The organism is Arthrobacter sp. HLT1-20 (genome assembly GCF_054510895.1).
On sequence record NZ_JBTNDR010000001.1, the window covers coordinates 224,005 to 243,256 of the forward strand.

Genomic DNA, 19,252 nt, shown 5'->3' on the forward strand with positions numbered 1-19,252 from the left:
CCGTAGTCGTCCAAGCTAAGGAACACCGTAAAATCATGAATGTCAACAAAGCAGCCCACCTTAGTCTTAAGCAGAAGGCGGCCCTCACCTCAGGTGCAGGATGGTGGGACACCGTTTCCTACCCTGAAGCCGGCATTTCCGCCGTCGTCATGTCCGACGGCCCCCACGGTGTCCGCTTTCAGGACAAGGATGCAGACCACCTGGGGCTGTCCAGCAGTGCCCCCGCCACCTGCTTTCCTCCCGCAGCAGCGCTTGGTTCAAGCTGGGACAGAGGTCTGACCCACCGGGTGGCGGTGGCCTTGGGCACTGAAGCGCAGTCCTTCGGCGTCAATGTCCTGCTGGGGCCCGGCATCAACATCAAGCGCAGCCCCTTGTGTGGGCGCAACTTTGAGTATTTCTCGGAAGACCCACTACTGAGCGGGGAACTCGGGGTTGCCTGGGTGAACGGGCTCCAGTCCCAGGGAGTGGGGGCCTCCTTGAAGCATTTCGCCGCCAACAACCAGGAAACCAACCGGTTGACTGTCAGCGCCGATATTGCGCCCCGTCCGCTGCAGGAAATCTACTTGCGCGCCTTCCGCCGCGTCATCACCGAGGCAAAACCCTGGACCGTAATGTGCTCCTACAACCGGATCAACGGCGTGTATGCCTCTCATAACTCCTGGCTGCTGACCGATGTGCTGCGTCGTGACTGGGGATACGACGGCGTGGTGGTCTCGGACTGGGGCGCCGTCGTCGACAGGGTGAAGGGAGTTGCCGCCGGGATGGACTTGGAGATGCCCTCATCGTCAGGTGTGGGGCCAGCTCAAGTTGCTGCTGCGATCCTGGCCGGCACCTTGGATCAGGCCGCGTTGGATACCAGCGTGAACCGACTTGCCGCGCTCGCCGCCAAGAGTGCGGCAGGTGCGCGGCCCGGAACCACCTATGACGCCGACGCCCACCACGCCCTCGCCCGTGAAGCCGCTACCCATGCCGCGGTTCTGCTGAAGAACGACGCCGGACTCCTGCCACTGGATCCGGCGACGGGTTCAAAGATTGCCGTAATCGGCGAATTTGCCAGAACACCCCGGTACCAAGGCGCAGGAAGTTCAACGGTGGAACCCACCCGCCTTGACAACTCTCTCACTGCGATCAGGGCACTGGCCACCAACGCCGGCATCACATTTGCGCCAGGGTTCACCGTGGACCAGCCCACCGATGGAGATCCAGCATTGCACGCCGAAGCTGTGGCACTCGCAGCAAGCTCCGACGTGGTGCTGCTCTTCTTGGGACTGCCAGCAAGCTACGAATCCGAGGGCTTCGACAGGGAACATCTCAATCTGCCGCAGGAACAGCTCGCGCTGCTGGACGCCGTCGCGGCCGTCAACCCGAAGGTCGCCGTGGTGCTGGCCAACGGGGCCGTGGTAGCCGTCTCCTCCTGGGCCGGGAAGGTTCCGGCAATCCTTGAGGGCTGGCTGGGCGGACAAGCTGGCGGCGCGGCCGTGGCGGATCTGCTCTTTGGCGTGGCTAACCCCTCCGGTAGGCTCACCGAGACCATCCCGCTCCGGCTCGAGGACACGCCTTCCTACTTGAACTTTCCCGGCGAGGCCGGGCACGTGAACTACGGTGAAGGGCTGTTCCTCGGTTACAGGCACTACGATGCCCGCAAATTGCAGGTCTCCTATCCCTTCGGGCACGGTTTGAGCTACACGAATTTCGAGTACTCGGATCTTCGGATCACTGAGGCCGACGGCGGTGCACAGCTCACTGTCGCCGTGCACAACAGCGGCAGCCGGGCCGGGCGCGAAGTGGTCCAGGCGTATGTTGAGGCGCCCGGATCCAGAGTGCAACGCCCGCTGCGCGAGCTTAAAGGATTCGCCACCCTTGACTTGCAGCCCGGTGAAACCGGTGAGGTGGTCATCACTGTGCCGCGGGACGAGTTCGCCTACTACGACACCACCTCCGAGGGATGGGTGGTTGAGGAATTGAAGTACGTGTTCCGTGTGGGCGCATCAAGCCGCGATCTCCGGCTCGACGGCAGCATCCAGATTCACAGCGAAACCTTCGTTGCCCCCGTTGACAGGGAGTCCAACATTGGGCAGTGGTTTGCACACCCAGTAGGCGGGCCGGCGCTGCGGGAACTGCTTGGACCGGTGTTGCAGACTTACCGTGCTGGCGCCGCGGAGGGGTCCACCCGGGACAAGATGTTGATGGGCACTCGGCTGGGCCAGCTGGCCCAGTTTCCGGTCATTCCCGTAACAGATGCGGATTTGGACGCCCTGCTGAAGCTTGTCAACGGCAGCTGAACGCGGACGAGGGCGCGCCCTCCACACCCGGCGCAGTTTTCCACTGGCAATATCCACAACGGGGGACCAAGGTAGCATCGAGGTCATGGGTAAGCGAGGTTCCTACGCCAAGGGCGATGCAACGAAGGACGAACTTTTAACGTCGGCGCTGGAAGTGGTGGGCCGGGTCGGCTACGGGCGCAGCTCAGTGCGTGAAATCGCCGAAAATGTCGGCATCACCCACGCCGGGCTGATGCACCACTTCGGTTCGAAGGACGTTTTGTTCAGGGAAGTCCTCAGGAAGCGGGACCAGATCTCCAGGGCGCGGTCTGAGGACGCCGGATTCGCTGTGGGAACCCCGGAACACTTGACCACCACCATCCGCACCAATGCGGAGGTGCCCGGATTGGTGCAGCTCTATGTGCGCCTCTCGGGTGAAGCAAGTGAGGCGGGCAATGCGGCCCACGATTTTTTTGCGGAGCGTTTCCATGACTTGCGGGAACTGGCAACGCATCAGATCAGGGCTTTTCAGGGCGAGGGCAGGCTGCCGGCCAAACTTGATGCGGAACGAATTGCCGTCCTCGTCCTGGCTGCCGCTGATGGTCTGCAACTGCAGTGGCTCTACAATCGTGACCTGGACATGCCGGGGCACATCGAATACCTGTTGGAAGCCTTCGGGCTGGTGGAAGAATCAGGCCACTACCCAGCCGACGGCTAAGGCGGCCCATTCGGCCCGGCTAGGCCTCAGTCCAACGCCGACTCGAGTGCTGCCATGGCATCCTCTGCCGGAAGCGTGGTCTCGGTGAACTCGGATTCGGAACCAGAACGCAGCACCCATTCACCTGTTTCCACGGCCGTGAGCTGGGCGACCGCCTGCTCGGCGCCCGTGCGCAGGCGCCTGATGACGGCGGTGGCTGGCAAGCCTTCGGCAGCGCCAGCCAAGTACTCCTGGACCAGATGCAAGGCCAACTCCTGCATGGCGGATCCGGACTCGATGGGCTGGAGTTCGTGCACCCCGAGCGGGCTCAAACTCAGCAGGACGGCCCCAACGTTGGAGCCCACAGCGAACAGCACGTGGTTGGTTGTTGGCGTGGTCAGGGAAATCTCCAGCCACTCCTGGGCCTGGGCCAAAACCGAACCCACTATGGCGCATTTCTCCAGGGGGACAATCCTCTCGCCCTGAAGTTCCGCCAGGCCGCGCACCATCAAGGTGGTGATTCCGGCGTTGGTGAGAAGTTCGTTGTCGCTGTGTTGGTCAAGCCGGAACAACCCCAAGGTCACCGCCGCCGACTCCGTGGGGGTCATCGCCAGCAGACCCAGCAATTCATGATCGGTCATCCGCAGTTCTGTGTCAGTCATGGGTCCAGCCTACAGAAACAGCTCCGGGAGCCTCCGCGCGGCAGCCGCCAGCAAGCCAAAGCCGCGCAGTCACGGCTAGAATCAACGCATGCTCCCCGCCTATGACCCCAACGCCGACTACACGCACTGGGACTCCGGTCTCTGGACCAGGGTGCTGGCCGCTTCAGGGACCCAGAATCCGCTCACCGAGGCCCCCTTCACCGAGGCGATGCTGGCCGGACTGGCGGGCGGAATCGGCTTCATGATCTTCACTTTTGAGTACAAGGAAACCACCACGGCATCCGTGGTGACTCGTTTTCACCCCGGCCCTTACACGGAGAACTTGCTCCGCCGCAGCGGTGCGGACGTCAACATCCAGCAGACGGGGAGCGCCACCCTGGCCCAGGCACGGTTAGATGCTGCCCTGGCAACAGGGGCGCCCGCAGTAGTCCGTGTGGTGCGCGGCAAGCTGCCGTGGGTTGCCGCGGACGCGCCCGCGGACATGGACTCCATGGATGTTGCTGTGGTGGCCCATGACGGCGACGGCTACTTGGTGGACGACGGCGGCGGGCGGCTGGAGCGGATATCCGCACCGGCGCTGGCGCAGGGGCGCGGTGCCCGGAAGGCGGACAAACACTGGCAGGCCCACGTGTTGCAGGGGAGCGGGCCCGAGCGGACAGGGGAGATCCTGACGCCGGACGTGGTGCGAGCGGCCATGGCGGAGACCGCCCACGCCCTGGTGACCCAGCAGGCGCCACCCGGAATTCCGCCGGGATATGCCAAGAACTTCGGCATTCTGGGCATGCGCCAGTGGGCGGAACGGCTGCGGGACACCTCCACCAAGCGCGGCTGGACACGAATTTTTGGCGACCCGCAACGCTCCTTGGCAGGCCTCGCCATGCTGCACGGCCTGCTAGCCGGCAAACGGTTCAGCGGCCCGGGAGCCCTCCGGCCGTTGTATGCGCAATTCTTGCAGGAGGTGGCGACGCTCGGGGTGGGGGATTCCGGCGTCGGGCTCCCCGTTACAAGGGGCCAAGCTGCCACACAATACCAAGAATTGGGCGTGCTCTGGGATGAGCTGACCGTTCTGATCGGGCGGGACGGGGAGCCAGATTTCGCGGCCATGGCGGCGAAAGTGGAGCATATTGCCGATCTGGAGGAGGCGGCCGCCCTGGCCCTGCAAACGTCCGTGGACTGAGCGGTTTAAGGGCTGCGGCGCTTGCTGCGATAGGCTAGGGGGCGTGACTTATGAGATTGAGATTGGCCGTGGAAAGCGTGGACGCCGCGCATACTCGTTGGATGAGATTTCGATTGTGCCCAACCGGCGTACTCGCGATCCCCAGGATGTGTCGGTGAAATGGCAGATCGACGCCTACCAGTTTGAGGTGCCCGTCATTGGTGCGCCCATGGATTCGGTGATGTCCCCGGAGACTGCCATTGCCCTAGGCAAATTGGGTGGTCTGGGTGTCCTGGACCTGGAAGGACTGTGGACTCGCTACGAGAACCCGCAGCCCGTGCTGGATGAGATTGCCACGCTGGAAGGCTCGGTGGTTGACCCCGAGACCACCCGCCGCCTGCAGGAAATCTACAGCGCACCCATCAAGGAAGAGCTGATCACCGCCCGCTTGGCCGAGATCCGTGCCGCCGGTGTGACGGTTGCCGGCTCCCTGACGCCGCAGCGCACCCAGGAGTTCTACAAGACTGTCATCGCCGCCGGGGTGGACATCTTTGTGATCCGTGGAACCACAGTTTCCGCCGAGCACGTGTCCAAGACCACCGAGCCGCTGAACCTCAAGCAGTTCATCTACGAGCTCGACGTCCCCGTCATTGTTGGCGGCGCGGCAGGCTACACCTCGGCCCTGCACCTGATGCGCACTGGTGCAGCCGGTGTCCTGGTGGGCTTCGGCGGCGGCGCCTCCACCACCACCAGCCGAGCCCTGGGCATCCGCTCACCCATGGCCAGCGCCATCTCCGACGTTGCAGCGGCCCGCCGCGATTACATGGACGAGTCCGGCGGACGCTACGTGCACGTGATCGCCGACGGCGGCATGGGTTCCAGTGGCGACATCGTCAAGGCCATCGCCATGGGCGCCGACGCCGTCATGCTCGGGGCAGCCTTGTCTCGCGCTGCCGAGGCACCCGGCCAGGGCTGGCACTGGGGTGCTGAAGCGCACCACCAGGAACTGCCCCGCGGGCACCGCGTCAAGATGGACACGGTGGGAACCCTGGAGGAAGTGCTGTACGGCCCGGCTCACCAGGCCGACGGCACGTCCAACTTGATTGGTGCACTGCGTCGCTCCATGGCCACCACAGGTTACTCAGACCTGAAGGAATTCCAGCGGATTGACGTCATCGTCAACCCGTAGTTTTACTTTTTCAACGTGCCCCGGCCCCTTCGGCCGGGGCACGTTGTGCGTTAACGCCGGCCCCGCCCGAGCCCCGTCTGTGGGGAGTGAATGCGACTAGACTGAAGACAGGTTTTTATTTCACCACCAGCTAAGAAGGTACTGATGACATCGGGTTCGCTGGAGCGCTATGAAACTGAATTGACCAACCCAAACTTGGTCATTTTGGAAATGGTAGCCGACTCGAAAGAGGACGCAGCCGCCCAATTGGCCGCGAAGCTCTTCGAGCACGGGCGCATCTCCGATCTTGACGGTTTCCTGCGCGACGTCAACGCCCGTGAACACCAGATGGCCACGGGACTGCCCGGCGGGATCGGCCTGCCGCACGCGCGCAGCGAGTTCGTCAACGAAATCTCCATCGCCGTGGGCATCACCAAGTTTGACCACAGCCTCGATTTTGGGGCGGTTGACGGGCCCGCCACGGTGATCTTGCTCATTGCCACGCCCGCCAGCTCCTTTTCGGCGCACCTGGAAGTGCTGGCCACACTGGCCCGGTCTTTGTTCAAGGAAAACTTCCGTGAATCCCTGCGGCGGGCCCACGACCCCGAGGTTATTGCCGAACTCATCAACTCCTCGTTGGTGTTCTTCGACCACTAGTACCCAGCTGCTCCCAGGTGATTCCCAGCGGGCGCATTCGTTGTTCTACACGGTGACGAAGTAACGTTGAAGGGTGTTGAAAACTGCCGTTAAGCCCAAATGGATAGCCGCGCTGGTTTTTGCGCTGGCTGTTTCCGCCGTCTTGGTCCTGCTGAGCCAGTGGCAATTCTCCCGCTCGCTGGAAAAAGATGTGGCCCCTCCCACGGTGACCGAGAAAGTCCAGCCACTGCTGAACATCATGGCGCCGGGCCAGACTATGACCGGAAATATTGAGGGTCAGCTGGTGAGCGCCAGCGGCCGCTTTGACAACGCAAAGCAAGTTCTAGTCCCCGAGCGCGTGCAGGACGGCAACGTTGGCTACTGGGTTGTCACGGCCTTTGTGGTGGACGGGGCACCCACGCTGACCGGTGTGGCGGCAACCAAGGAAGTTGTCATTCCTGTGGCCCGCGGCTGGGTTTCAACCCCAGAGAACCCGCCCAGCGCACCCAGCGGAACCATCCAGCTTGAAGGCAGGCTGCTGAACTCCGAAGGACCGGTGCTGGCGCCGGATCTCCCCGCCGGCCAAATCAGTGCACTCTCCAGCGCCGAGCTGACAAACATCTGGGACGTGACCACCTACGCCGCATTTGTCGTTTCCCACCAAGAAATGGCCAACGGTGCAGACGTTGGCGCTTCGGCACAGTCCTCGGAGCTGCTGCCAATTACTGTCACGGCAACGGACCAAAATGACAAGGTCAACTGGCTGAATATTTTCTACGCCATTGAATGGGTAGTGTTCGCCGGCTTTGCCTTGTTCCTGTGGTGGCGTTTGGTGGCCGATGACTACCGCCGCGACCAAGACGCCCTCTTCGATCTGGAATACCCGGACGATGAAACCCCCGATGAAGATACGACCAAAGAGGTAACAAAGTGACCGAGCCCAAATCGAGCGGCGCACCGGCGGCATCCACCAGTGCCGAAACCCCGAAACGACGTTTTGGCGGCACCCCAGCCCAGATCATGACGGCCCTGAAGTTCTACAAGGTGCTGGCCTACGCAACGGGCATCATGCTACTGCTGCTGGTGCTCGAACTAGTGCTGCGTTACGCCTTCAGCAGCGTACTGGTTGCCGGGGGCGCCAACTCGGTCACGGGGGAGTCCCACGGCTTCGGCCTGGTGAACATTGACGGTGGCGCCATGGCGGTCACCGGCGGCGTGAATCTGTCCACCATGGTGCTGATCATTCACGGTTGGATGTACGTTGTGTACTTGATTGCCGACTTCCGTTTGTGGACCCTCATGCGCTGGCCGTTTGGCAAACTGGTCCTCATTGCCCTGGGCGGCGTGGTGCCGTTCCTGTCCTTCATTGTTGAAACCAAGGTTCACAAGGAAGTGCTGGCAGAGGTTGCCGCCAACCCGAAGGCCGGAAAGCGCTACTAAAGCCACCCGCCGTCGAACACCACGACACACGCACTCGCAGCAATGGTCAATTTTTTCGGAACGCTCTCGCAGTTCACTGCGAGAGCGTTCCGGATTTAAGCACCAAAGCTGTGAGAGCGTTGGGAAATGTGAGGTGCTCATCACTCAAACTGCGGGTGCGCAGCGAGCTGGCTGCGCCGTGGGTTAAGATTGAGGGGTGACTAATCCCGCTACGGCCCAGACTTCCCAGAAGCCCGTCCTGGTTGTGGACTACGGTGCCCAGTATGCCCAGTTGATTGCGCGCCGCGTGCGTGAGGCCAATGTGTACTCGGAAATCGTGCCGCATACCTATACAACTGCGCAGTTGCTGGCTAAAAACCCAGCTGCCATTATTCTCTCCGGTGGACCCTCAAGTGTCTACGCAGAGGGCGCACCCAGCGTTGGTGCTGACCTGTTCGAGGCCGGCATCCCGGTCCTGGGTATTTGCTACGGCTTCCAAGCCATGGCTGCTGCCTTGGGCGGCACCGTCGCCGAAACCGGTTTGCGCGAATACGGTGCAACAGACGTTTCACTTGTTGGCGAAAGCCGCTCCATCCTCAGCTCAACCGGTGACGTGCAAAGCACCTGGATGAGCCACGGTGACAGCGTTCAGCAGGCACCCGAGGGCTTCGACGTCCTCGCGTCCTCAGCTGGCGCACCCGTTGCCGCCTTTGCCAATGAGGAAAAGTGCCTCTTCGGTGTCCAGTGGCACCCCGAGGTCAAGCACTCCGAGTTCGGCCAGACCGTGTTGGAGAACTTCCTGTTCAACGGCGCCAAACTGGAAAAGAACTGGACTGCCAACAGCATCCTGGACGAGCAGGTTGACCGCATCCGCGAGCAGATTGGCAGCGCAAAGGTCATTTGCGGCCTTTCCGGTGGCGTTGACTCTGCCGTAGCCGCTGCCCTGGTGCAGCGCGCTGTGGGCGACCAGCTCACCTGCGTGTTCGTCAACCACGGCCTGCTCCGTCAGGGTGAAGCCGAGCAGGTGGAGCTCGACTTTGTGGCCTCCACCGGCGCCAAGCTGTACGTTGCCAACGAGCAGGACCGCTTCCTGAACGCCCTTGCCGGTGTTTCCGATCCGGAGACCAAGCGCAAGATCATTGGCCGCGAATTCATCCGCGCCTTCGAGGAAGCCGAACGCGCCATCATGGCCGAGGCCGCCTCCGAGGGTGAAGAGATCAAGTTCCTGGTTCAGGGCACCCTGTACCCCGACGTTGTTGAATCCGGTGGTGGTGAAGGCGCAGCCAACATCAAGAGCCACCACAACGTTGGCGGTCTGCCCGAGGACCTGCGCTTTGAGCTCGTTGAGCCGTTGCGTGCCTTGTTCAAGGACGAGGTCCGTGCCGTGGGTGCCGAATTGGGCCTGCCGGCCGAAATCGTTGGCCGCCAGCCGTTCCCCGGCCCCGGCCTGGGAATCCGCATTGTTGGTGAAATCACCGGCGAACGACTGGAACTGCTGCGCAAGGCTGACGCCATTGCCCGCGCCGAGCTCACAGCAGCCGGCCTGGACAATGAAGTGTGGCAGATGCCGGTCGTGCTGCTCGCCGATGTGCGCAGCGTGGGCGTCATGGGTGACGGCCGTACCTACGGCCACCCCATTGTGCTCCGTCCGGTGTCCTCCGAGGACGCCATGACGGCCGACTGGTCACGCCTGCCGTACGATCTGCTGGCCAAGATCTCCAACCGGATCACCAATGAGGTGGAAGGTGTAAACCGCGTAGTTCTGGACGTCACGTCCAAGCCGCCGGGAACCATAGAGTGGGAGTAAATCCCGCATGACCACTGGGGAGTACCGAAAAAGCCGCTTTTCTGGCTTTATTTGGTGCTCCCCAGTGTGCCGAACAGGCATTAAAAGGCTAGGGGCGATAGCCTAAATTGCATGTCAGTATGGTCAAGACCGTTCCGCTCAAGTGCAGAGAAGAAGGCACCCGTGTCCGAAGTTGCAAGCCTCAATGCGAGTTCACGTGAACTCCAATCCTGGCTTGCTGGATTGGATTCCTATTCCGGAGCCGACACTGCCCTTGCCTTCGTAAAAACCGAGCATGGCAGCATCAGCCTCACGCACGCCCACCCCTCGGGCCTGGCGCAGCTCCTGGCTGGCCGCAAGACCCGGCTCTCCACACTGATTCGTGAACCCGAACACTACGCAGCCGCCAAGCGCGCCGCCGCCGCCTTGCGGGCCAAAATCTTTGAGCTGAGCACCGACCGCGGGATCGACGTCGGATACCTCGCCGCCGGGATGGCCCGGTGGTCCGCTCTGGGGGACCACAACGAGCCCGTCAACGCACCCGTGCTGCTGGCCGCCGTGGCACTGACAGTGCGTCCGGGCCAGGACGACTACGAACTCCAGCTGATGGAGCAGGCTCAGATCAATCCCGCGCTGGTCAAGCACTTGGGCGAACACACCAACATTCAGCTGGATTCCGCGGCGTTGGGCCGGCTCGCCTACAGCACTGCACGCTTTGATCCCACCCCCGTGCTGGACCGCGTCCGGAACATGCTGGCACCCATTTCAGGATCAACCGTGGAGCACGAACTGGTGGTCTCCAGTTTCGGTTTCCTCAATGGCAACCTAAGCGACCCCGCCCTGATGGCGGGCAGTGAACTGCTGGAGCTGTTGCAGCGCCACAGCGAGGACGACGTTCTCCCGGTAGAACTGGAGCCGGACTTTTCCCGGTTCACACCCTTGGATGACCGCCACCCGGACGATGAAATCCTGGTGCGCGACGCCGATCCGCAACAGCAATACGTGCTGGATATGATCCGTGCCGGCGATTCAGTACTGGTCTCCACCCCTCCAGGTACCGGGCAAACCCAAACCGCTATCAACGCCATTGCCCAGCTGGTCCATGACGGCAAGAGCGTTTTGGTGGTGGGGGAACGCCGCGGCACCCTGAATGAGTTGGCCCAGATCCTCACCGAGCATGACCTGGACTCCCTGATGCTCCAGCTCAGTGCCCAAAGCGGGCCACAACAAATCAAGTCCCAGCTGATTCGCGCCATCACCCGCAACGAAAAAGCTGTTGAACCCAGACTGACCAATCTTCACGAAACCTTGGTTGACCACCGGCACCAGCTGGTGGACCATGTGGCGAGCCTGCACAATGTCCGCGAACGGTGGGGCTGCTCTCCGTACCAGGCCATGCAGTCGCTGGCTGAGCTGACCTCCATCCACCCGGCACCGGCCACCACTGTGCGGCTCAAGCGCAGCGTCCTGGACAGCATCCGCGACCGCAAGGAGCTGACGGGGCGGTTGCGCCGTGCCGCCGCCTTGGGTGCGTTTAGCCAAGTCGCCGTGAGCAGTGCCTGGCATGGTGCCCGCATGGTCACCCGCAAGGAAACCGAAGTGGCCTACTCACTGGCCGAGCAGCTCTATGAGCAGGTGCCGCTCTTTGCCGCCAAGATGCGTGAAGTAGCTGACTTTGGGCAGATCGCCCAGGGTGCCACATTTACCGAGTGGGGCCTTCAGCTGAACATGCTGGTGGCCATCCGCGAGAGCCTGGACAAGTTCAACGCCGACATTTTTGACTGGTCCACGGAAGACATGATCGCGGCCACCGCCACGGCTGCCTGGCGGCGTGAGCGCGGCATCGAAATGCCCGCCCTGCAGCGTGCACGCTTCCGCCGCAATGCCAAGGACCTGGTGCGCCCTGGCGTTCACATTGCCGATCTGCATGAGTCGTTGGTGCTGGTGAATGAGCAGAGCGCCCTGTGGGCTGAAGCCGCCACCAGCAAGCGCCACCCCACGGTGCCCTCCGGCCTGGCAGAGCTGAACCGGAGCTACGCCGCCCTGCGTGAGAAACTGCTGACCCTGGGCGCCGTTTTGGAGCGCACAGTGGATGGCGGGGACCTGCTGAACTTCAACGCCGGCGAGCTGGTTGGGCGTTTGGAGGCTCTCGTGGCGTCGAAGGAAACGCTGGAGACGCTGCCCGAGCGCACCCTTCTGCTGGACGGTCTGCGTGAGCAGGGACTGGGCGAATTGCTGGCTGACCTGGCCCACCGCGAGGTTCCGGCCGAGCAGACAGGCTCAGAGCTTGAGCTGGCGTGGTGGCAGTCCGCCCTTGAGGCAATGATCAGCGGGGATGAGTACCTTGCCATGTCCGACGGCGCCAACCTGCGCCGCTTGGAGGCCGAGTTCCGCTTGGCCGACCAAACCCATGTTGCCTCCGGTCCGGGTCGCATCCGCTGGCGTTTGGCTCAGCAGTGGACTGAAATCCTGGCTGGCCGTAACCGCCAGGGCGAAATGCTCCGCAATGTTTTGAAGGATGGCCGGGTTTCGCTGGCCGCGCTGAGCGCCCAAGCCCCGGACTTGTTGCGTAACTTGGCTCCCGTGTTTGTGCTGAGCCCCTTGGTGGTGCCCACGGCCATCCCGGCGGACTACCGCTTTGACGCCGTGATCATCCTGGATGCCGAGTCAACCTCTTTGCAATCGGCCCTGCCAGCGTTGGCCCGTGCCGGGCAGGTGGTTGCCTTTGGGGATGAGCAAACAGCATGCCCCAAGAGTTTCACCGTGGCCGTCAGCGCGCCCTCGCAGCGCGGCAGCGAGCAGCACCCCCTGGAAAGCGTCTTTGGCGCACTCTCGCGTGTGCTGCCGCGCCACCGACTGACGGTTTCCTACCGTGCCGTGGATGAGGAGCTGGTCCGCCAGCTCAGTAACGGGTTCTACGACGCCCAGCTGGAACGCCTGCCCGACGGCCGCGCCGTAACCGGCCTTGAACGCTCACTCACCGTGGACTACCTCCCTGACGGCAAGGGTCTGCCAGGTGCTGGCGACGGTGGCGTTGAGTCGGTGGTGGCCGAGGTCAACCGCGTTGTTGACCTGGTGTTTGAACACGCCCGAGTGCGTCCGCGCGAGTCACTGGCAGTCATTACCGCCAGTGACCGCCATGCGGTGCGTGTTGCACAGGCCATCCGGATTCACATGGCCAACCATCCCTTGCTGGGAGAGTTCTTTGCCTCCGGGCCCGAGTCATTCCGCGTGGTCACCGTGGACAGGGCCGCCGGCCTTGTCAGGGACAGGGTCATTTTCTCCCTAGGCTATGGCCGGACACCCCATGGCCGCGCCCTTCACGGTTTTGGCCCGCTGTCCGAACCAGACGGCCGCGCCAAGTTTGCCTTGGCCATGACACGCGCCCGGAACCACATCCACATCCTCACCTGCTTCCGTCCGGAGGATCTGGACGAGCAGCGCCTGAGCTACGGGGCAGTGGACTTCTTTGAGCTGCTGGACCGTGAACTGGCCGGGAATTCGTTGTTGGGCACACCGGCATCGCGCGCCCAGGACAGCGAACGCATCACCGGTGAGGACCCTCTTGTGGCCGATCTTGCCGACAGGCTCCGTGCCCGGGGTGCCCGCGTATGGCACCACTACGACGGCGCCCTGGACATGGCAGCAGCCCCGGACCCCATCCAATTGCTGGGCCGAGCCGAGCATGAGATCCCCGTCCCTGTGGCAGTTGAATCCGACGGCACAGCCAAGTACCAGAGCATGAGTGTGCGCGAGCGGAGCCGCCTGCGGCCCGAGATGCTGGAACGGCTGGGCTGGCGTTACGTTCCGCTGTGGACCATTGAAGTCTTCACGGATCCCTCGAGCTGCGCCGACCAAATTGGCCGTTTTCTGGGACTGTCGTCCACCGCCGGCGACGCCGATCTGGCCTCACTAATGGGAACGTCCTTGGATACGTCCATGACGGCCGTGATTGATTCGCCGCGTTCGCGGCGGCGCAGCGGCACAGCCGCCGGGACAATCACCGACGTGGCAGGCGTGCCCCGGGAATCCCCGAGCACGGACGTGGCGCCGGAGTTGGAAGAAGAGTTAGTGAGTGCTGAAAGTGAGCAGGCAGTGAACGAGCAAGCCGAAAACATGAGCGACACCGGGTCAGCTGCTGAAACCGCTGCCGAGCCATCGGCCGAGCCAGGGGTTGAACCAACCCCGGAGGACGCCGACAAGCTGGTGGCACCGTCAGCGGATTCGTCCGTCCTGCCCAAGGTGGCTCCGCACGACGCCGACCACACCTGGGGCGACGCAACCACAGCCAAGGGCCATGATGACTGGCTGCGCGAGAACAAACCCCCGCACTGGGGCTAAAGACTAGAGGATCACCATGGCTACTCCGCCAAAAATTCCAGGACTGGGCGCATTTGTGGACAAGAACCCCGGCGCGCCCATGCCGGAAACTTCAGGGCTCGTTAAAGCTGCAGCAAGACTCCTGGGTCTCTGTGCCGCAGTGCAGATAGTTGCGAGCATTTTTGGCCTGATCTATGCATCCTCTCCTGAACGGCTGGCCGCCATCCAAGCGCAGATCGATGCCATGAGCGGGGACGTGCCCAGTCTGGAACTGCTGCGCAACATGGGCTTGCTGACGGTGATCATGGCTGGTGTGGTGACTGTGGGGGCGTACCTCTTCATCGCCTTCTTCCTCCTGCAGGGCCGGTCCTGGGCGCGGTCAACGGCTGCAGTCCTGGTGGCGCTGACGTTGATCCAGTTGCTTGGCATCAGCTTCCCGGGAGGCCTGGCAACCGTGGCACAACTTGTCTTGGGCGGCGTTGCCGTGGGTCTTTGCTACCTGCCCGCCAGCACCAGGTACTTTGCCGCAGCGAAGGCTGCGCGGGGCCAGTAGCCCCGAATCTGGGGGAGCGTCAGTTCAGCAGGATCAAGAACACCTTTCCCCTGTTGATGGCGCCCGCCAACGGCACCGCCTGATCAGCGGAGGCGGCAACAACCACAACCCCCTCATTCTCCTGCGCGGGAAACAGGCCGCCACTGGTGGGGGTCAGCCCTGGTGTCCACAGAACCGGGACACTGCTGGCCAGCACTTCATTGGTGACCGGCCCGTCGAGGCCTGCGCTGCTACTCAAAACCACTGTCACCAGCTGCCCCTGGTGCAGTAGCGACAGGGTGGTGGGGTCGCTCAACCGCACAGGCACCGCCTGACTGCCCGGTGGTGAACCCACCAGCAGTTCGTTGCCCAGCAATGAGGCGTCGGTGAGGACTTCGCCGCGGCGCACGGGGCCCGAAATTTGCCTGCCCGCCCACGACGCAGGAGCGCTACCTGCTGGTTGCACGGCTGGAACTGGCAGCAAGGCGCCGTCGGGCACCATGGCCGGGCTGACGGGGGCTGGGCCAAGATCGGAGGGGCTGAGAATGTGCCCTGCAGGAAGGTCTCTGGCGGCAAGCAGCACGGTAATTGTGGGAGGGCTGGCAGGGGTTAGCTGCTCAACGGCAAGGGCAGCGGCCGTACACAACAGCAGAGCCGCCACCAGTCGACGGCGGCGCATCACTAGGCGAAACGACTTCCCCCATGCTGTTTGCGGAGACGCCCGGCCCGACCAGTGGCGGGACCGCCACGCAGGTCCCGGGTACGTGGGCGGAGGGGAGGGCGCACGATTTGCTTTCATGCACCCACGCTAGGCGTGTGCCACCACCTGCAAAAGAAGCTCCCGCCCCATTGTGGACAACACATGGCGCAGCTGACCCTGTGGAGGAATCAGAGGAAGGAAAGGGCGCCCAGTGCGGGCCCCAACCTAGGTGCGTTTAGGCGGCACCAACGGTGGCGGCCTTGGCCGGCGCCGCGCTGCCGGACGACGTGCTGGAGGACGCACTGCCGGAGCTTGCGCTGCTGCCGGCGGAATTGCTTGCCGCGGCCGGCTCTGAGCTGGTGCTGGCCGTCGCTGCCACCGAGCTGGAGGTTGAGCGGGAATCGGTGCGGTAGAAACCGGAACCCTTGAAAACCACGCCAACAGAGTTGAACTTCTTGCGGAGGTTTCCGCGGCATTCCGGGCACACAGTCAAGGAGTCATCGCTGAATGACTGCTGAATGTCAAAGGCGTGGCCGCAATCTTTGCAGGCGTAGGCATACGTGGGCACTAAATTTCCTCCTGGATACATGCGTTGGGACCTGGTTACCACCAGTCGCGTGGCTGGCAGTCCATGGTCCCACGCGCCAATTCTACCATCGCAAGCTAAAACGCCTCAGGGCTCCTGCGCATTCCCGCCGGCCAGGGACGGGCTGCAGCGCTGGTGGCCCGCCGGAGTGAGCGCATGCGTGACGCGGGCATCGAGGGAATCGTGGGGGAGTAAACCCGGCGATACCAGTTCGTGTGCATAGACCACGGCGGCCACGGGCAGCGGGGCAATGGAGGACAAGAACCTGTCGTAGTAGCCGCCACCCTGGCCCAAGCGCACGCCAGCCGTATCCACGGCCAGGGCGGGGATCAGAATCGCCGCCACCGAACCCAGCGCGGCAAAGGAGAACCGTGGCCCCACCGGTTCCGCCACCGGTGCCAGGACGCTTGTGGCCATCTGGATGCCCGGGTGCCAGCGGGTCCAGCTCAGCTGGAATTCGGGCTCGCACACGGGAACGTAAACCGTGTGCCCGGCCGCCACGCACGCTTCCAGGAGTGGACCCGTTGCTGGTTCACGGCCCATGGAGACGTAAGCGCATACGGGCATACCGACGCTGGGGGTGTCCGAGGAGTTCAAGGAGTCCAGCCAGTCAAGCGCCACACTGGCCAGTTCAGCTCCGGCCGCTGGTGCCATGGCCTTGCGCTGGTCGCGGATCCGGGCCCGCCACGCAGCTTTGCTCATTGTCATCTCTGTCCGCTCGACGGTTGGGAATAGTAGCCTAATCAACACTATCCATGAATTCGCCTCGACTTCCGCTAACCTTGGGGCATGACTTCTGCACAGCGCGTACGTAAAGCGGTAATCCCCGCAGCCGGTTTGGGCACTCGATTCCTGCCAGCAACCAAGGCCATGCCCAAAGAAATGCTGCCTGTTGTTGACAAACCAGCTATCCAATATGTTGTCCAGGAAGCCGTCAGCGCCGGACTAACAGACGTTTTGATGATCACAGGCCGCAACAAGCGAGCCTTGGAAGACCACTTTGACCGGGTGCCCGTCACCGAACAGCTGCTTCAGGACAAGGGCGACGTCGACCGTCTCGCCGCCGTGCAGCACGCCACAGATCTGGGCGAGATCCACTATGTGCGCCAGGGCGACCCCAAGGGTTTGGGACACGCAGTGTTGCGCGCCAAGACCCACGTGGGCAATGAGCCGTTTGCTGTGTTGCTCGGCGATGACCTGATCGACGAACGCGATGAACTGCTCACAGCCATGATTGAGGTGCAGGAACGCACCGGCGGTTCGGTAGTGGCCCTGATCGAGGTTCCGCAGAACAAGATCTCCTCCTACGGTTGCGCCGACATGAGCGTCATTGAGGGCGAAGACTACGTCCGGGTCAACCATTTGGTGGAGAAGCCTGCCATTGAAGATGCGCCGTCCAACCTGGCCGTTATTGGCCGCTACGTGCTCCACCCGGCAGTGTTCGAAGTTCTTGAAAACACGCCCCCGGGCCGTGGCGACGAAATCCAGCTCACGGATGCCCTGCAGACGCTGGCCACCATGGACGGTGAAGGTGGCGGCGTGTACGGCGTGGTGTTCCGCGGCCGTCGCTATGACACGGGCGACAAGCTGAGCTACCTCAAGGCAGTGGTGACACTGGCTTGCGAGAATGAGGAGCTGGGCTTGGACCTGCGCGAATGGCTGGGCGAGTTCACAGCTGACCTCAAGGTCTAATTTCATGTGGGGGCAGGCCATCTGGCCGGTGACCTTGGAATGCGGCGATTTGGTCCTGCGCCCCATCAAGCTTCGTGACAAGGCCGAGTGGAGCAGGGTGCGCTCACGCAATGCTGCCTGGCTTCAGCCGTGGGAGGCCAGCAACCCTGCCAATCAGGGCCAGCTGCCCACCTTTGGTGGGATGGTGCGGGTTTTGAACCAGCAGGCGCGTGAGGCGGCAGCCCTTCCGTTCATCATCACAGAACGTGTCCCGGGAAAGCCCAAGCCGGCCATCGTGGGGCAACTGACAGTGTCCTCCATCATGTGGGGATCAGCCATGACTGCCACCTTGGGGTATTGGGTGGACCAGGACCGTGCCGGTCGGGGCATTGTTCCCACGGCCGTAGCCATGGCCACGGACCATTGCTTTCGGCAGCTGGGCCTGCACCGTATGGAGATTAACATCCGCCCGGAGAACGTGGCAAGTTTGCGCGTGGTGGAGAAGTTGGGTTTTAGGGATGAGGGCCTGCGCCCGCGATACCTGCACATCAATGGCCAGTGGGCTGATCACAGGAGTTTTGCTCTCACCGAAGAGGAAGTTCCCGAGGGGATCCTGAGCAGGTGGCTGGCCAGTCGGTAGCGGTCAGCACTGGTGGGACGTTGGTTGTATAAAGAGTCAGTTTTATTCCCTTAGCTTGCGACACACCGCCAGTAATGCCGGTGGCGGCATGTTTGACCTCTAGGGTTGAAATGTGGCCGGACACGTGTTGCGAGCCCACCCAATCCAGCAGTTGCAGGAGACGTCAATGGAAAGCATTACTTCCGACGCCCACACCCACGTGGAGCCGGGACCTTCAACGGCCGTGCCCTCGGCAACTGACAAACCTTTGAAAATCCGCTGGGGCAGAACGCTCGTTGCCTGTGTGGGCCTCGTTGCTTTACTGGTAGCGGGTATTTCCGGCGCGCTGAGCATGCTGTCCCTGACCACTTCCGGGACGAGCTGGGCATCCCTTGCGGTGTTTGGCCTGGTGATTGCAGGGCTGCGCACGCTTGCTGTGCGGGACCAAAGCATTCGCCGCGCTGCCCGGCAGGCGGCGAACGATGCCGCCCAGACCACTTCAACGCAGGCATCAATGCCCGCACCGGAACTGCGCGAGACGGCACTTTTTGACGGTTCCGAAGGAGCTCCGCCAGCTCCGATGCAGAAACCGCTCACGGCTGAGGAACTGCGCACCGCCGCGTTGCGGGTGGCTGCCAAGGGCACGGCCGATGCCAAGCTGGCACACACCCAAACCCTCGCCGAGGGTGAGCTGGAAACTGAAACTTGGGAGCCAGTAGAGGTTCCTGTTCCTGGCTACGTGACTGCCGCCCGTGCGGCGTCGAAGGCGCAGCCTCTGGCCATTCCCGTTGCGCCCAAATCTGCCGGCACCTCCATCAAGGCTGACCAGGCCGGCGTGGGAGTGACTGGGGACCATGAGGGGATCGTGGCCGTTCCCGACGTTCCCGGTCATGTTGCTCCGATTGTTGTTGTGCCGGCTGCAATTGCTCCGTCCGAGCGTGGCAGCTATGCGTTGAACAACTTGGATGACGTCCTCCAACGCCGCCGGGCCTAACCCTTCTAGCCCCCCGAACGTACAGAAGATGCCGATGTTTTCCAC

General features: G+C 62.8%; 17 protein-coding genes and 1 pseudogene. 14 read left to right on the forward strand and 4 right to left on the reverse strand.

The window, feature by feature from the left end; translation table 11 throughout:
• Positions 1-35: 35 nt before the first annotated feature.
• Both ACX80Q_RS01035 and ACX80Q_RS01040 read left to right on the forward strand, forming a co-directional pair.
• A complete protein-coding gene (locus ACX80Q_RS01035; RefSeq protein ID WP_459328655.1) occupies positions 36-2,282 on the forward strand; it encodes a glycoside hydrolase family 3 C-terminal domain-containing protein in 2,247 nt (748 codons plus the stop codon).
• Positions 2,283-2,367: 85 nt separating this feature from the next.
• Complete coding sequence (locus ACX80Q_RS01040) at positions 2,368-2,979, forward strand: TetR/AcrR family transcriptional regulator (RefSeq protein ID WP_459328656.1); 612 nt, start codon at positions 2,368-2,370, stop codon at positions 2,977-2,979.
• Between the two features lie 26 nt (positions 2,980-3,005).
• Here ACX80Q_RS01040 and ACX80Q_RS01045 read toward each other — a convergent pair whose 3' ends face one another.
• Positions 3,006-3,620 (reverse strand): hypothetical protein, encoded by a 615-nt coding sequence (locus tag ACX80Q_RS01045; protein ID WP_459328657.1) that lies wholly within the window; start codon positions 3,618-3,620, stop codon positions 3,006-3,008.
• An 88-nt stretch (positions 3,621-3,708) separates the two neighbouring features.
• On the opposite strand from ACX80Q_RS01045, the gene ACX80Q_RS01050 reads away from it, so the two are divergent.
• The 8 genes from ACX80Q_RS01050 (at position 3,709) to ACX80Q_RS01085 (ending at position 14,658) form a co-directional block, all read left to right on the forward strand.
• Entirely contained in the window at positions 3,709-4,797 is a 1,089-nt protein-coding gene (locus ACX80Q_RS01050; protein WP_459328658.1) for a BtrH N-terminal domain-containing protein, read from the forward strand.
• A 43-nt stretch (positions 4,798-4,840) separates the two neighbouring features.
• On the forward strand, positions 4,841-5,965 hold the full coding sequence (locus ACX80Q_RS01055) for a GuaB3 family IMP dehydrogenase-related protein (protein WP_459328659.1): 1,125 nt from the start codon (positions 4,841-4,843) through the stop codon (positions 5,963-5,965).
• Between the two features lie 144 nt (positions 5,966-6,109).
• Positions 6,110-6,601, forward strand: coding sequence for a PTS sugar transporter subunit IIA (locus tag ACX80Q_RS01060; protein WP_459328660.1), 492 nt, complete (start codon positions 6,110-6,112; stop codon positions 6,599-6,601).
• 73 nt (positions 6,602-6,674) lie between these two features.
• A complete protein-coding gene (locus ACX80Q_RS01065) occupies positions 6,675-7,514 on the forward strand; it encodes an SURF1 family protein (protein WP_459328661.1) in 840 nt (279 codons plus the stop codon).
• Positions 7,511-8,020, forward strand: a complete 510-nt coding sequence (locus tag ACX80Q_RS01070) for a DUF3817 domain-containing protein (RefSeq protein WP_459328662.1) — start codon at positions 7,511-7,513, stop codon at positions 8,018-8,020. The genes ACX80Q_RS01065 and ACX80Q_RS01070 overlap by 4 nt, the downstream gene beginning before the upstream one ends.
• A 196-nt stretch (positions 8,021-8,216) precedes the next feature.
• Positions 8,217-9,806 carry a glutamine-hydrolyzing GMP synthase gene (guaA, locus tag ACX80Q_RS01075; protein WP_459328663.1) on the forward strand — a complete coding sequence of 530 codons (1,590 nt, stop codon included), beginning with the start codon at positions 8,217-8,219 and terminating at the stop codon, positions 9,804-9,806.
• 111 nt (positions 9,807-9,917) lie between these two features.
• Positions 9,918-14,126, forward strand: a complete 4,209-nt coding sequence (locus ACX80Q_RS01080; protein ID WP_459328664.1) for a DUF4011 domain-containing protein — start codon at positions 9,918-9,920, stop codon at positions 14,124-14,126.
• A 16-nt stretch (positions 14,127-14,142) separates the two neighbouring features.
• Complete coding sequence (locus ACX80Q_RS01085) at positions 14,143-14,658, forward strand: hypothetical protein (protein ID WP_459328665.1); 516 nt, start codon at positions 14,143-14,145, stop codon at positions 14,656-14,658.
• 19 nt (positions 14,659-14,677) lie between these two features.
• Here the strand turns inward: ACX80Q_RS01085 and ACX80Q_RS01090 are convergent, their stop codons facing one another.
• The gene (locus ACX80Q_RS01090) at positions 14,678-15,436 is read right to left on the reverse strand and encodes an SAF domain-containing protein (protein WP_459328666.1); all 759 of its coding nucleotides are present in this window, start codon (positions 15,434-15,436) and stop codon (positions 14,678-14,680) included.
• 152 nt (positions 15,437-15,588) lie between these two features.
• On the opposite strand from ACX80Q_RS01090, the gene ACX80Q_RS01095 reads away from it, so the two are divergent.
• On the forward strand, positions 15,589-15,750 hold the full coding sequence (locus ACX80Q_RS01095; protein ID WP_459328717.1) for a hypothetical protein: 162 nt from the start codon (positions 15,589-15,591) through the stop codon (positions 15,748-15,750).
• A 14-nt stretch (positions 15,751-15,764) separates the two neighbouring features.
• On the opposite strand, the pseudogene ACX80Q_RS01100 reads toward ACX80Q_RS01095, so the two are convergent.
• Both ACX80Q_RS01100 and ACX80Q_RS01105 read right to left on the reverse strand, forming a co-directional pair.
• A pseudogene (locus tag ACX80Q_RS01100) lies at positions 15,765-15,926 on the reverse strand (FmdB family zinc ribbon protein); the annotation flags it as partial.
• 84 nt (positions 15,927-16,010) lie between these two features.
• Positions 16,011-16,625, reverse strand: coding sequence for a 5-formyltetrahydrofolate cyclo-ligase (locus tag ACX80Q_RS01105; RefSeq protein WP_459328667.1), 615 nt, complete (start codon positions 16,623-16,625; stop codon positions 16,011-16,013).
• A gap of 87 nt (positions 16,626-16,712) precedes the next feature.
• On the opposite strand from ACX80Q_RS01105, the gene galU reads away from it, so the two are divergent.
• From galU to ACX80Q_RS01120, 3 genes are all read left to right on the forward strand, one after another.
• Positions 16,713-17,615, forward strand: coding sequence for a UTP--glucose-1-phosphate uridylyltransferase GalU (galU, locus tag ACX80Q_RS01110; RefSeq protein WP_459328668.1), 903 nt, complete (start codon positions 16,713-16,715; stop codon positions 17,613-17,615).
• Between the two features lie 4 nt (positions 17,616-17,619).
• Positions 17,620-18,234, forward strand: coding sequence for a GNAT family N-acetyltransferase (locus ACX80Q_RS01115; RefSeq protein WP_459328669.1), 615 nt, complete (start codon positions 17,620-17,622; stop codon positions 18,232-18,234).
• A 166-nt stretch (positions 18,235-18,400) separates the two neighbouring features.
• Entirely contained in the window at positions 18,401-19,207 is an 807-nt protein-coding gene (locus ACX80Q_RS01120) for a hypothetical protein (RefSeq protein WP_459328670.1), read from the forward strand.
• Positions 19,208-19,252 lie beyond the last annotated feature (45 nt).

Coding starts and splice junctions, on each gene's coding strand:
- ACX80Q_RS01035 (WP_459328655.1), top strand. CDS start 36: ATGAATGTCAACAAAGCAGCCCACCTTAGTCTTAAGCAGAAGGCGGCC.
- ACX80Q_RS01115 (WP_459328669.1), top strand. CDS start 17,620: ATGTGGGGGCAGGCCATCTGGCCGGTGACCTTGGAATGCGGCGATTTG.
- galU (WP_459328668.1), top strand. CDS start 16,713: ATGACTTCTGCACAGCGCGTACGTAAAGCGGTAATCCCCGCAGCCGGT.
- ACX80Q_RS01090 (WP_459328666.1), bottom strand. CDS start 15,436: ATGAAAGCAAATCGTGCGCCCTCCCCTCCGCCCACGTACCCGGGACCT.
- ACX80Q_RS01045 (WP_459328657.1), bottom strand. CDS start 3,620: ATGACTGACACAGAACTGCGGATGACCGATCATGAATTGCTGGGTCTG.
- ACX80Q_RS01050 (WP_459328658.1), top strand. CDS start 3,709: ATGCTCCCCGCCTATGACCCCAACGCCGACTACACGCACTGGGACTCC.
- ACX80Q_RS01080 (WP_459328664.1), top strand. CDS start 9,918: ATGTCAGTATGGTCAAGACCGTTCCGCTCAAGTGCAGAGAAGAAGGCA.
- ACX80Q_RS01060 (WP_459328660.1), top strand. CDS start 6,110: ATGACATCGGGTTCGCTGGAGCGCTATGAAACTGAATTGACCAACCCA.
- ACX80Q_RS01040 (WP_459328656.1), top strand. CDS start 2,368: ATGGGTAAGCGAGGTTCCTACGCCAAGGGCGATGCAACGAAGGACGAA.
- ACX80Q_RS01105 (WP_459328667.1), bottom strand. CDS start 16,625: ATGAGCAAAGCTGCGTGGCGGGCCCGGATCCGCGACCAGCGCAAGGCC.
- ACX80Q_RS01120 (WP_459328670.1), top strand. CDS start 18,401: ATGGAAAGCATTACTTCCGACGCCCACACCCACGTGGAGCCGGGACCT.
- ACX80Q_RS01085 (WP_459328665.1), top strand. CDS start 14,143: ATGGCTACTCCGCCAAAAATTCCAGGACTGGGCGCATTTGTGGACAAG.